The sequence below is a fragment of the Streptomyces polyasparticus genome, assembly GCF_014493765.1.
Lineage (GTDB): Bacteria > Actinomycetota > Actinomycetes > Streptomycetales > Streptomycetaceae > Streptomyces > Streptomyces polyasparticus.
The window spans coordinates 490,704-502,763 of sequence record NZ_JACTVJ010000004.1 but is presented as its reverse complement, the minus strand read 5'-3'; the positions used below and the strand labels follow the sequence as shown (position 1 = coordinate 502,763).

At 62.7% G+C, this 12,060-nt stretch carries 16 protein-coding genes; 9 read left to right on the top strand and 7 right to left on the bottom strand.

Going from position 1 to position 12,060, the window contains the following annotated elements:
* Positions 1–41: 41 nt before the first annotated feature.
* Positions 42–593, bottom strand: a complete 552-nt coding sequence (locus H9Y04_RS06590; protein ID WP_187812710.1) for a hypothetical protein — start codon at positions 591–593, stop codon at positions 42–44.
* Positions 594–892: 299 nt separating this feature from the next.
* Between H9Y04_RS06590 and H9Y04_RS06585 the strand changes: the two genes are divergently transcribed.
* The 9 genes from H9Y04_RS06585 to H9Y04_RS06545 all read left to right on the top strand — a co-directional run bounded on the left by H9Y04_RS06585 (position 893) and on the right by H9Y04_RS06545 (position 6,011).
* On the top strand, positions 893–1,132 hold the full coding sequence (locus tag H9Y04_RS06585) for a hypothetical protein (RefSeq protein WP_187812709.1): 240 nt from the start codon (positions 893–895) through the stop codon (positions 1,130–1,132).
* A 103-nt stretch (positions 1,133–1,235) separates the two neighbouring features.
* Complete coding sequence (locus H9Y04_RS06580; protein WP_187812708.1) at positions 1,236–1,400, top strand: hypothetical protein; 165 nt, start codon at positions 1,236–1,238, stop codon at positions 1,398–1,400.
* Positions 1,401–1,403: 3 nt separating this feature from the next.
* Complete coding sequence (locus H9Y04_RS06575) at positions 1,404–2,012, top strand: helix-turn-helix domain-containing protein (RefSeq protein WP_187812707.1); 609 nt, start codon at positions 1,404–1,406, stop codon at positions 2,010–2,012.
* A gap of 195 nt (positions 2,013–2,207) precedes the next feature.
* Positions 2,208–2,504: a hypothetical protein gene (locus tag H9Y04_RS06570; protein WP_187812706.1), complete on the top strand. Its 297-nt coding sequence runs from the start codon at positions 2,208–2,210 to the stop codon at positions 2,502–2,504.
* A gap of 682 nt (positions 2,505–3,186) precedes the next feature.
* Positions 3,187–3,336, top strand: a complete 150-nt coding sequence (locus H9Y04_RS06565; RefSeq protein WP_187812705.1) for a hypothetical protein — start codon at positions 3,187–3,189, stop codon at positions 3,334–3,336.
* Positions 3,337–3,508: 172 nt separating this feature from the next.
* On the top strand, positions 3,509–3,802 hold the full coding sequence (locus H9Y04_RS06560) for a helix-turn-helix domain-containing protein (protein ID WP_187812704.1): 294 nt from the start codon (positions 3,509–3,511) through the stop codon (positions 3,800–3,802).
* A gap of 180 nt (positions 3,803–3,982) precedes the next feature.
* Positions 3,983–4,366 (top strand): hypothetical protein, encoded by a 384-nt coding sequence (locus H9Y04_RS06555; protein WP_187812703.1) that lies wholly within the window; start codon positions 3,983–3,985, stop codon positions 4,364–4,366.
* Positions 4,366–4,881, top strand: a complete 516-nt coding sequence (locus H9Y04_RS06550; RefSeq protein ID WP_187812702.1) for a hypothetical protein — start codon at positions 4,366–4,368, stop codon at positions 4,879–4,881. The genes H9Y04_RS06555 and H9Y04_RS06550 overlap by 1 nt, the downstream gene beginning before the upstream one ends.
* Positions 4,878–6,011 (top strand): hypothetical protein, encoded by a 1,134-nt coding sequence (locus tag H9Y04_RS06545; protein WP_187812701.1) that lies wholly within the window; start codon positions 4,878–4,880, stop codon positions 6,009–6,011. The genes H9Y04_RS06550 and H9Y04_RS06545 overlap by 4 nt, the downstream gene beginning before the upstream one ends.
* Positions 6,012–7,929: 1,918 nt before the next feature.
* On the opposite strand, the gene H9Y04_RS06540 is transcribed toward H9Y04_RS06545, so the two are convergent.
* From H9Y04_RS06540 to H9Y04_RS06515, 6 genes are all read right to left on the bottom strand, one after another.
* On the bottom strand, positions 7,930–8,109 hold the full coding sequence (locus H9Y04_RS06540; protein WP_187812700.1) for a hypothetical protein: 180 nt from the start codon (positions 8,107–8,109) through the stop codon (positions 7,930–7,932).
* Positions 8,110–8,169: 60 nt separating this feature from the next.
* Positions 8,170–9,003: a helix-turn-helix domain-containing protein gene (locus H9Y04_RS06535; RefSeq protein ID WP_187812699.1), complete on the bottom strand. Its 834-nt coding sequence runs from the start codon at positions 9,001–9,003 to the stop codon at positions 8,170–8,172.
* A complete protein-coding gene (locus H9Y04_RS06530; RefSeq protein ID WP_214660982.1) occupies positions 9,000–9,521 on the bottom strand; it encodes a DUF6879 family protein in 522 nt (173 codons plus the stop codon). The genes H9Y04_RS06535 and H9Y04_RS06530 overlap by 4 nt, the downstream gene beginning before the upstream one ends.
* A complete protein-coding gene (locus H9Y04_RS06525) occupies positions 9,514–9,705 on the bottom strand; it encodes a hypothetical protein (RefSeq protein WP_187812697.1) in 192 nt (63 codons plus the stop codon). Before H9Y04_RS06525 ends, H9Y04_RS06530 begins: the two co-directional genes overlap by 8 nt.
* A 754-nt stretch (positions 9,706–10,459) precedes the next feature.
* Positions 10,460–11,317, bottom strand: a complete 858-nt coding sequence (locus H9Y04_RS06520; protein ID WP_187812696.1) for an alpha/beta fold hydrolase — start codon at positions 11,315–11,317, stop codon at positions 10,460–10,462.
* A 71-nt stretch (positions 11,318–11,388) separates the two neighbouring features.
* Entirely contained in the window at positions 11,389–12,036 is a 648-nt protein-coding gene (locus H9Y04_RS06515) for a TetR/AcrR family transcriptional regulator (RefSeq protein WP_187812695.1), read from the bottom strand.
* Positions 12,037–12,060 lie beyond the last annotated feature (24 nt).

The window sequence follows — 12,060 nt, the reverse complement described above, 5'->3', positions numbered from 1 at the left end:
GGCCCCCCGGTCGATAAGTGTTGCCACGGTGTCTAGTTGCCTTACTTAATCGGTGTTGCGGTCCCCAAGAGGACGTGGGCCTTGTCGGTTGCTGCTCCGCCTGCCTTGCTGCCGATGGCTTCAAGGAAGCCTTTTTTGCGGGCGGATTGGATATGGGTCTTGACGGTGCCGAGGCTCTTTTCGGTGATCATTGCGAGTTGCTGAACAGGGGAGCGAACCCCCATGTCTGTCAGTCGCTCGTACTGGACGGCCAGTGCGGCTAGGTACTCGTCTGTCGGCCGGGTCGATTCCGTGAGTAGATCGATTAGCTTCGCTTCGTGTGGCGGGACGGTTCCTACTGCCAGAAGCTCGGCGCGGTATTTCGGCATAGACGGCTTTACTTCTCGGAGCACGGTTGTTGTGATCCCGCGAGCGATAGCGGCAGGGTCGCCACCTTCAACCGGGCGCATGAACACATGTGTTGGCGCACCCTGTGAACCTTCCCGGAAGAAGTGCCAGGCTTCAAAGTTGCCGTGCGCCACTTCCTGCCGTTGCCACGTCCCGGGCCCCTGCACTGCCGAACGGAACTCTTCGGGCGGTTGCTGCTCTGTCATGCATACGAAGGTACGCATCCGGCTGTGACAAAGCCAGCCGAGATTGAGGGCGAAGGCCCCAAAAACGATACGGCCTAGTAGAGGCCGGTCGACCTCGCCGGCCCGTGCTCGCAACCCTTGTCCCGTCAGGGATGTGTAGCGCAGGCCGGCTTCGTTGTGGTGTCGGGACTTTCGGCTCATCAACTACTCCCGATAGTGCAATTCGGCAGCCATCCGGGTTTGTGTCATCCGGATGAGTCAGGGACAGTCGAGAGTGTTCGCCGGGAACGGCCCGGCGCCTCAGAAAGGAACCCCCCGAAATGACCGCAACGCAGAAGATCATGAAGCTTGGTGTTACCGAGGCTGCCGCAGGAGCCATCGTTTCCGACATTGTGAGCGGCCGGAACGCAACCGCTCTCCGCGAGATTCAGGAACTCGTCAACGTCGACGCCCTGTCGGCTATGCGGGCCATCAATGAAGCCCGGGACATTCTCGACCCGTACGGGGCTCGTGCCCGTAACCGTGCCGGTGTCGTCGCAGCGTTCAAGGCTGCCGCGTGATGAATCGTCTTGTTCAGGGCCGCTATTGGCGGCTTGCCGAAAAGTGGAACGACAAGGCCCGACGGGATGCGCGAGCGTGGCGAGCGATGGGCCGTAAGAAGTGATGGAGATCGAGCATCGAAAGGTGGGCGACTCCGGTACGTGGCTCTATGACGGCCTGGACGAGCAGACGGCCGGACGGATAGCCGTCGAGAAGACAGCCATCGTTTGGGGTCCGGATCTGGACCGTAACGACGGAACGTTCTTCGTGATCGCTCGGGAGGTGTGAGCGGTGGCGCTCTTGTTCAACAAGCTGCACAAGCCGCTGTACGGCTTCAATGCGGCACGTAACCCGAAGGTGTCCACGGACTTCCGCTTGTTCTTGCTCGTGGCGGAACGGCTCATGTCGAACGGTCACGCTCCCTTCAAGGAGAGGGAGCTTGCAGAGGCTCTCGGTAAGGACGGTTCGACGGTCCGGCGCGCGATGGCTGCTCTGGTCAAGGCTGGGGTATTCCTGCCCGACTCGGACGCCATGTGCGTCATGGTCAACCCGGAGTACGTGACTGCTGATCTTCAGTACGACCGGCGCGAGTGCCCCAAGCATGGCGCGGGCGACGCGAAGGCATACGTGCACCCGAACTTCACGGACCGGGCGCGGGAGATCCGGGAGAAGGTCGACCAGGACCGGCGAGACGAGAGCCAAGCCCTCTTGGCACTTCGCGCTCTCGGCGGGCCTAGGTGGTGGGAGCTGTGGACGGTGAGCCATGACGTTCCGGACGTGCCCCCGGTGCGTGTGGTCCGTGAGCCTCGCGAAGAGGCACGGATCGTCGTCAAGGACAGGTTCGCTCGCATCCTGCGGGCGCGGTCTATGGCGTGGGAGGACCGGCAGAGGGCGGCGTGAGAGGCCGTGCACGAGACGCACGCCCACCCTCTCGAAAACGGCCTCTGACCTGGGCAAACGCTAGATTGACAATACTCTCTTAAGAGGTCGTTCGGAGCGGTGAGCGACGGACGATGACAGCAATTGTGGATCTAGGCAATTGAGGAGATTCAGGCCACGGCTTCAAGGGCCGTGGTCGCAATGACAACAATTGGAGTGCAACTGATCATGAGCAATTGGGATGTAACCGCTTGGTCCCGCGTCGCCCTCAAGGCGACTGAGGGACTGGACCACAACGAAGCAATTGTTGAAGCTCTCGCCCACTACGGGGCGTTCACTGGAAACCATGGGGTGATCAAGGCTAAGCCGACCACGATCGCTTACCGAGCTGACCTCGGCCGCGATTGCGGTCCGCTGGAAACAGTCGTTCGGGTGCTGACGGACGCCGGTCTCGTTACCTGGCGCTCGGACAGGAAGCCGCAATTGGTCATGCCTCGCAAGGCGACCGCATGAACCGGGTAGAGCACAACGGCACGAGTCATGGTGTGACTTCTGCCCTCGCCGGCCCGGGGCCTCGGGCCCAGGACGGAGGTCCCGTTCGCGGCATGTCGACCTGGCAGGCCCGGGAGCTTGCGGTAGCCGCGAAGGAGGCGCGGCGGCTTGCTCGCGAGCCTCACGGCTACCTGAACACGTACACCGCCAAGAGCGGCGGCACGGTGCTTGTGACGCGCTCCCACGTCTACTACAGCGGTCCGTGTGCCGATTGCTCGGGTAGGGCCTGGTCGCGCCGTCAGCGCGGCTCTGGGGGTGCCTGGCCGAAGCGTTGCCCGGACTGCCGTAGGTGGGCTGAGTGGAGGCACGCGTACGGCGATGCTCCGAAGCGCATGGCTCGTCTCCGCGCGGCTCGTAAGCCGCAGCGTGACGCGAACTTCGAGAGGTGGCGGGCGCAGAACGCAAGGCTTGCCCAGTATCTCGGTAGGCCACTGACAATCACGGATATGGAACGGCAATGTGAGCCTGATCCTGTAGGCGATGACGACTACTGGGATTACGAAGATGCGTGACCAGGGGTTTTGTTCCGGTGAACTATGTAGCTAGTAGAGAAAGAGATCAGGAAGGGATCTCCTTCTCACCCTTTGAACCCCGCACCAACCCGGTGCGGGGTTTCTTCATGCACGAAAGGAGGTGATCCCCCATGGCAGACGAGATGACTCCCATTGAGAAGGCGGAGGCCGAGCTTTCGAGCATTGCAGCTAGCAGTTATGGCCCGTCTTACGTGACGGCTTCGGCCCTGTACGTGATTGCGCTACTGAAGCTCGCCGAAGCCAAGAAGGACGCCAAGTAACAGGCGCGCTGGTTTGAGGCTTCAAGGTTGGGCCCTGGGAGTTGCGTCCCCCGGGGGCCTTCCCTGTTGCCCTCAAGCCGAATGAGACGACTTGGCCCCCGCATTGCCGCGAGGGGTTCTTTTATTTGCCCATCAGTTCCGAAACCGGAAGTACGCCCTTGGAGATGAACCGATGCACGACTTTGATCACGCTGAACTTAAGAGCTTGCGCTCACGGCGCGGCTCCATACCTCGTGTGGCTGCTGCTACAGATATTCCTGCCTCTCGTTTCTACGACTGGGAAGCCGGTAACGGTTGCCCATCGTCAAAGCACCTGATCTCGCTGGCACTGTTCTTCGGCATCCACCCGTACGACCTGTTCACCGGAATCACTGAAAGCCAGCTAGAGCGGCCCAAGCCGCTCGCTTCGATTAGTCCATACCTGGCCCTGTGTAAGGCCGCCAGCGAGGCGGACGACGATGCTTAGGCGCTATGTCTGCGACTGCTGCCACATCAGGCATGACCGGCGAGACAGATTCTGCTCTGACAAGTGCCTAGACCTGTTCGAGCTTGCCTTTCGATATGCCGTTGAACACCCGGTACACCCGCTCACACCGTTTGGTATCGGTGAAGGGCGGATGCATTTGATTAGTGAGGATGATTTCGCATGATAATTGACCGCTTTAATTCCGATCCTTCCCTCTACCTGCTCGCCGACGACTGCGCCGATCGCGGGACCGAGATTGCCGCCTACTGGGTCGCAAAGGGTATGACCGATACGTATGGGCTTCCCGACCGCGCTATTCGCGTTATCGCCGGTGCAGATATCAAGAACATCGAGATGCGAGCTAAGGCGCTCTCAGACCTGTTGTCGTTTCTGAACTATGAAGAGCGTGAGGAGCCCTTCGCGAACGACCCGGAACAGAGTCGGCCGGCGAGCACCCCGAACCTCTCAACTCCCCGCGTCTGCTACTGCGTTGACTGCGAGAAGGAGACCAGCGGTGGAGCAGCGTGCACGCCGTCGTGCGTCACGACTGGGGGTGCGGAGTGATGAGCAACATCGTCCCCGAGCAGCGCCCCGTCTTTGCCTGGTTCTACGCGCCCGAAACCAAGAACCACTGCCACCGGCGACGTGTCCTCTCGTGGGTCTACAAGACCCATCAGGGAGCCGCGACAGGCGAGGCGTACCCGGTGCTTCTCGACAAGCGCACAGGCCGCTGTGAGCCCTATCTGAAGTTCGCTCCGGATCGGTCCGGTAACGCCGAAGGCGACGCCCTGTTTCTAGGGATCTCCTTCGGGGATTCGGACGCGGGCAAGGCACGGCACAACGCCAAACGACGATACGAGAAGGAGCAGGCCGCAGTGGTCAAGGCCGCTGCCGAAAAGCGGGCCGCCGCAGAGGCGGAGATCAAGGCTGCTGAGGCTAAGGCCGCTGAAGAAGCAGCACGGGAGCAGGAAGCCGCTCAAGCCGCCGAGGCTCAGATTGCGGAACGCAAGAGCATTCTCGCGAATGCAGACAAGGTAATGCAGAAGGCTAAGAGCCTTACTGGGATAGGTGGAGAATGATGATTACTCAGGGTCGAGGTTGGTTCGGTGGCGACGGTTTCGCCGCGTCCGTAGCGAACTCCAGGAAGATTGATGCAGCAGCGGCAGAGGCCGAGAAGGTGCTTTACCAGCCTGAGGGTATTCACGGCATGCCTAAGCACCATAAGCGCATGCGGCCGGACGGTGAGGGCACTATCAACTTCTCCTCCGGTGTCTGCAAGGAGTCGTGGCTTGAGCGGATCGAAAACCACACCTTCCCCGGTGCACAGCTTCCTCTCAAGTACGCGCCGGAAAGCGTTCAGACGGTCCGCGCATCCCTGGTGGAACTCAACAGCACCCTTGGTGAGATTGAGGACACGTGCGAGGCACTGCTTGAGGACTATGCGACGGCTGGTCAGGCTGCACAGGCGAAGATGGTTGAGGCTGCTAAGAACGGTTCTCTGCTGAAGCCGGGCAACAAGGGACCGGCTAGCGCCGAGAAGGCCCGCAAGGATGCTGCCACGAAGTACCACACTGCGGTGGAGCAGCGGAACGTCCTGTATAAGGCTCTGAGCGATGTTTACCGCACGGTGGTTGCCGAGACCTCCAAGGGTCTCGAAGAGTGGCACGACAACATTGTTTCCGCTATGGCCACGAAGCTTGCCGACGCTGGCCCGCAGATTACTGAAGCGGTCCGTACGCTTATCCCGCTGCTATCCGAGTCTCAGACCCTCATGGGCTATTCCGTGAATGTCCGCGAGGCTATCGCGGAAGGTATCGGTGAAGACGCTGTCGCTCCCGAATCGAAGGCCGAGGACACCATGACGGCCATAGGCGGGGCTATTGACGCGCTCCATACGCTTACCGCTGGTTGGGCTCAGATTGAATCTGATAAGAACGCTACGGCCACGGTGGTGGATTGGAAGCTTGCGCACACTCCGCGCAAGCGGTACGTGCTCGATGAGCAGGAAGCGAAGGAACTTTATAACGCCACGCTGAATACGTTCATGCCTCACTCAGAGGCGTACGCGAACGCCAATGTTATGGAGTTTGCATCGGATGCCGAGTTCCTGAGTGCTATCGGTATCGGTGGCGATCCTCGCGGTAACGCAATGGACGGCATGTACCTCGACCACTCGACCGGCCAGAGTGAATGGGTTGAAGGTCCGTAAGGAAATTGAGGCCGCCTCCAGTTCTGGGGGCGGCCCTTTTCAGTTCCCCCGGTTCTATCCAGCCCTAGCCGACTCCTGCGCTCCGCTGGTGCTCGGTGTCTAGCCCCTGTCTAAGCCCCTCACTGTGCCCACCCTAAGGACAGTCCATGGACGGTCCTGCCATATACGGCCCAGTGCAGGGGCACACGTATATACGGGCACACACACAAGACAGCATGTGCACGACATACCGAAGCATGCACACGCACCACCTACACACGGGCACACGCACGCATAAGCACAAGCAACAAACAAAAGAAAAGAAAAAGAGAAAACAAAAAGCTTAAGCAACAAGCATGACAGCTAAAGCATAAAGCTTAACGCATAGCGTCACACACATAGAGAGACACACGTAGAGACAGAGACACGTGGACACAAACACAACAAGAGAAAAACAAATCAACGAAACAAGTTTGATTGAAGAAAAGAAAAACAAAAACGAAAAAGTTTCTGAAAAACTTTCTTCAAAGCAAAGCGAAACAAACAGCGCGAGTAAACGTACGGATATGCATAGGCAGGTAGGGGGGCTACCCCCGCAAGCCGCAACGCGCGGACCGGAACGTGATAGCAGCTCAGATCGATCCGGAGTCCCCAACATTAGCTCTCGCCGGAGTTTGAACAAAAAGAGACCTGCGCCACACCGAAAAGGAGATTGCTATGTTCCATCCAATCGACCGAAACCCTGATGACCCGAACCCTGCCGCTGTGGCGGCTGTCGCGAATTGGCATAACTCGAATCGTGCATCTCGACTTCCCGGCAATTGGGGAACGCTGAGGGCTAATGCCCTACGTCGTGACAATTGGCTTTGCCAGCACATTCGCTATGACACTGGTCAGCCGTGTTTCCTGACTGCCACGGACGTTGACCACATCGTTCCTGGTGACGATCACCGCATGTCTAACCTTCAGGCTCTCTGCTCGTGGCACCACAAGCAGAAGACCGCTCAGGAAGCGGCGAACGGGCGTCGAGAAGCGGCGGGACGTAGGCAGACGGGTAAGGCCAACCGGCATCCCGGAGCCCTGTAATTGACTGGTCACTACGAAGCGTGGTCGTAGCTCAGAGCCCAGTAGCGCCAAGGTCTGGGGCCGCAGCCGGCGTCCGAGACGCTACGAAGATGCGTAGTAGGTTCTGGTAGGTCCGGTTATGTCGCATCTTTGCGCGAAGTGGCCTTGAAACTTGGGCGTATCGTCACGTATCGCTCTTGCTTCCCAGGTAGACGGCGTGCGTGTCCCCGCTGAACCCCCGCCTCTTTTGCAGGGGTTTGTGTTTTCCCAGCAAAAGCGGTCCAATTGTTTGCCAGTCGGGGCTGCCTAGCCTCACCGCTAGGGGGTGCACTGTGGCACTAATCGACGCGTTGGGTACCGCAGGGGTTATTGCCGCAGCGGCAGCCTTGGGGCGTCTCTCCATAAAGGGCATAACTATGCTCGTTGCACTAAAGGGCTCTAAGGCAACTGAGAGACCTGAAATAATTAGGGCATGCGGTGAACATTGGCGCGTCAAGAAGTAGCTAAATCGAAGCCCCGCCAGAGCCTGCACTCTGGCGGGGCGTACCGGTAGGCGCAGCTTTCGGGATTCGCCGTCCCGCGTCACCGGGGCTTACTGGGTTTGGTGAACACGAAGCCTCTCCTAGCGCCGCCTGTACGCGGCTGCTCCGGAGCCTTCTCCTGGTCCTTGTCGCTCATGACGCCCGCCTCAGCCGGTTGGGGTTGAGTAGCCACTCCCTGCCGCCACCCTCGGGCCACACGAACGCAGTGGGCCGCTTGATCCGCTCGTTGGGTGGGTCGGAAGGGTCCTCCCAATCAGGGATGACGTCGCGCAGGATGCCAACCCGCCCGGCGGTGTCCGCAACCTTCTGGCCGATGTCCCGGATGCCGACCATTACCGGCACTTCTCGTAGTGCTGGTACGGGCCGAAGGCCGGGGCGCCGGACTGTCGTTCAACGGTCAGTCGCCATACGCGTTCCAGCGGGCCGAAGCCTTGCTTGCACTTGGCGCACTTCTCGCCTTTGGGCGCGTAGGTGACGTACTCACCCTGCCTCGCGTCGGTGGTCGCTGTCATGGCCCGCTGCCTCCCGGATTCGGTTGCGGAATCCATCGTGCGGCCAGAGGCGAACTGGCCCTAGCCGCTTTCCCGTTGCCTCAAAAGGTCGTCCCTGATGGTGGTCAGGAGCGATTGCATGTCGCTGCCCTCAACGGCGTGCCTGGCGAATCCCTCGAACTTGTCGACGTACACAGCAACGTCGCGGGGGTCGGTGACGACGACTTCCGCATGCACGGTCTCTACGGTCACGGCCCGGTCATCACGGATGACGAACGCATGGTTGGCAATGTCGGTCTGAGGCTGGCCGAGCGGCACGACTCGGACATCTACGTTCGGGAGTCGGGACACGGTGACGAGCCGGTCGAGCTGCCCGGCCATGACGAGCGGCGGCACGATCAGCCACCTGAGCACTGGTTCCGTGATCACGAACCTGAGGGTTTTGGTCTGGTCGTAGAGGACCTGTTGCCGTTCCAGTCGAGCGCTGATCGTTTCTCGCACGGTGGCCTCGGACAGGTCGGCGTGACGAGACAGGATTGCCCGCATGTACTCCGGTGTCTGGAGCAGGCCAGGCACCAGGGCAGGCTGGAAGACGCGCAGGAGGCTCATGCGGGCCTCTACGTCCCTCAGACGCTGCTGTGCCTTGTGGAGTCCCGCGCGTTGGATCAGTCGCCACGCTGTGGCCTCTGTGGCGACGGCGCGGGCGGCCTCCATGTACTCGGCCTTCACGTCGTCGGAGACGCCGATGGCGGTCAGGATGCGGTCGACGTCGTCAGCGCTCGGGGCCAGCTTCCCTGTCTCGATCTTGCTTAGCTTGCTGGCAGACATGACAGCACTGCGGGCGACCGCTTTGGCTTCCTTCCCGGAAGCGTTCCGCAGTGCCCGCAGCGCGGTGCCTAGCTCCGAACGGTTCACTCTGAGTGCTTTGCCCACCAATCAGCGAACGGCACAGCGTGCGCTAGGGCTGTGTCCCTGTAGGTGACGTACCGGCCACCCTGATCTTCGGGCAGCACGTCGGCCCCGAGGTACTTGCCATCGTGGCTGTAGTGCATGGGGGCGGCTGTCGTCGAGTCGAACAGCCAGAAGTCCCCAACTCCCGAGGGAAGTGGGGAGGGTTGGTCGGTGACGTCGAGGATGAAGAACTCTTCACCGGCCGTGGCGTTCGTGACGTACCCCCAGCCCAGTTCGAATCTGAGATATGGCGTCAGGGGTCGGGTGAGGATGTGGACCCGGTACATGCGCCGACCCGCGTCGACGTGCGCCTGAACCTCTTCGAGCCAGTCGGCGTTGTAGTCGGCTGGCTGCGGCTGGCCGTCGAGGAAGAGCCGGTAGGCGTCGACACTGCCTGAGCGGCTGTAGTCGTCGAGGGTTTCTAGCCGGAACGCTTCCCGCTGGAAGTCGTCGAACAGGTCGCCCAGGCTGCGGCTAGCCAAGCTGGTCACCGAAAGCCTTCAGCACCAGGTCCATGGGGATCTCTACGAGGGTTTCGTGTGCCGGGATGTTCAGCCCGTGGTCCGTGGGTGTCTCGCCCTGCACGAGGATCGTGCCCCTGTCTGTCTTGTAGATGGCCGGGCAGTCCTTCTTGTCACAAGTCGTCGCGAGCATTTCGACCTTCACGGCGTTCCCCTTCCGCTGGCCTGCTGACTGTCGCGTTCGATCGTTCCGGGGCCGGTACCTGTGGGGCAAGAGGTTCGGGTTTCCAGAACGGGAAACCGTAGAGTGCTTCCGTCCCTGGTCGGCCCGGAGTACACGGTCAGGAACACGAAGACCCCCGACTAGCCACTACGGCCGGTCGGGGGTCTTTCTCCATTTGGAGAACTCAGCACCATGCCAGCACCGCTACGGTCATCCAGCTCTGACATATCCGGATGTGCCAGTTTTGGCCCTTGGGTCGTACCTGATCAGTTGGGGTGCAAAACCCCCAGTGGTGATAACCAGGGGGAGTACGGACACGGACGCGATCGTAACCAGTCGGCAACGCCCCGTCCTGGGGATGAGTGCGTATGCCTGAGTATCCGTACCTAGTGAGTGAGATGAGTACGCGCACGGATGGGGTCCCACCTGCAGGGACGGAAGAGTGGGGGGCACGGAAGGGGCGCGGCGCCGGCACCGCCGACACGGGGCGGCGGAACGGTGCGGCTCCCCTGACGGAGCGGGGGCGCCCCGGGGCCCGGAGGGACACCGGGCGGGCGGGGCGGACCACGGGGGGAACGGGGGAAGCACTGGTCCGGTGAGGCTCGTGGGAAACATCGAGCCGCGCCGGACCAGTGTCGTTTTCCGGGCCTGCCGAGTGCCGGACCCGCCAAGGCCGGGCATTCGAGCATCCAGTACGAGCAGAGCCCGGGCCTTCGAGCATCCCGTACGAGCAGAGCTATCCGAGCCCGAGCATTGCCTCCGCCACCTCGGCGGACGCCGCGGCGGGGATCGCGGTGGCGGCCTCCTTGAGGACGAGCAGCTGCGCCCCGGGGATCTCGCGCGCGAGCGCCTCACCATTGCCGACGGGGAAGAACGGGTCGCGCAGTCCGTGCACCACGAGCGTGGGCACGGCGATCTCCGGCAGCCGCTCGCGCCAGCGCGGCGTGCAGTCGAGCCGTGAGAACACCATGCCGATCTGGTTGGCCAGCTGGACCGGGGGAGCGGTGCCGGGTGTGCGGTCCCAGATGCGCGCGGCGTTCGCCCGCGCCGCATCCGGATCGTTGCCGAGGATCTCCGCGCCGCCGGCGGCGAACTCCGCCACCGCCTCGCGGTCGGCCCAGTCGGGCATCGGCCGCGCGAACAGCCGGCCCATCGTCGCCCGGTCGTGGTCGGGCAGGTCCTCGTCGGCTGGTCCTGGCGCGACCGAGCGGGTGCCGACGAGCGTGAGGGCAGAGAAGGCATCCGGGTGCTCCAGCGCCGCCACCTGCGCGACCATGCCGCCGACGCCGATCCCCGCCAGGTGCGCGGGCCCGCCGCCGAGCGCGCAGGCCAGGGCCGCCGCATCGGCGGCGAGGTCGCGCAGCGTGTAGGCGGGCGCTTCCGGATCGGCGGTCGTCGAGGCGCCGCTGTCGCGCAGGTCGTACCGCACCGCGCGGCGGCCGCCGGCGGCCAGGTGCTCGCAGAGCTCGTCGGGCCAGGAGAGCATCGTCGTGCCGCCCGCGAGCAGCACGAGCGGCGCGTCCTCGGCACCGAACGACTCGATGCCGAGGGTGATTCCGTCGACGTCGACAGTGGTCGCATGGGTTCGCGTCATACGGGGCAGACCCGATCCGGCGCCGGAACTCATCGCTCCCGCCGAATCACTCCTGGCGAACACACAAACGCTCAGGCCCGGCTGCCGCCCACCCGCCCTTGCAGCAGCCGCGACAGCGCCGCATGCACATCGTCGATCGAGCGCTCCGGCTGGAAGGCCTGCCAGTCGAGCGCCGCCACGAGCACCATCCCCACCAGGGCGGCCGCCGTCAGCGGGATGTCGATCTCGTCGCTCAGCTCACCGGCCGCCACGCCCTCGCGCAGCACCTCCTCGACCACGGCCACGGCCTGCTGCCGTACGACGAGGAGCGTGGACTGCCAGGCACGGCCGGTGCGCCACAGCTCGGCCACGTACAGCTGCGTGAAGGACGGATACGTGGCGATGAAGTCCAGGCCCGCCCGGATCATCGCGTCCAGGGCGGCCACCTTCGTGCCGCCGGAGCGCTCCGTGTCGTCCGCAGCCCGCTGCAGCGACTCGGTGAGCAGCCCGACGCCGTAGCGCAGCAGCTCCTCGAAGAGCTCGGCCTTGCTGGCGAAGTTGTAGTAGACCGTGCCCTTGGCGACCCCGGCGCGCTCGGCGATCTCGTCGACCGTGGTCGCCGAGAAACCCTGCTCCGCGATGAGCGTCACGGCCGCCTCGTACAACTTCGCCTTCGTGGCCTGCCGCCGCCCGCCGCCACTGCTCCCCTTGGAGCCGGTGGCCCCCGCTGCCTTCTGCATGGGTCCGATTCTCACAGGCCCGCA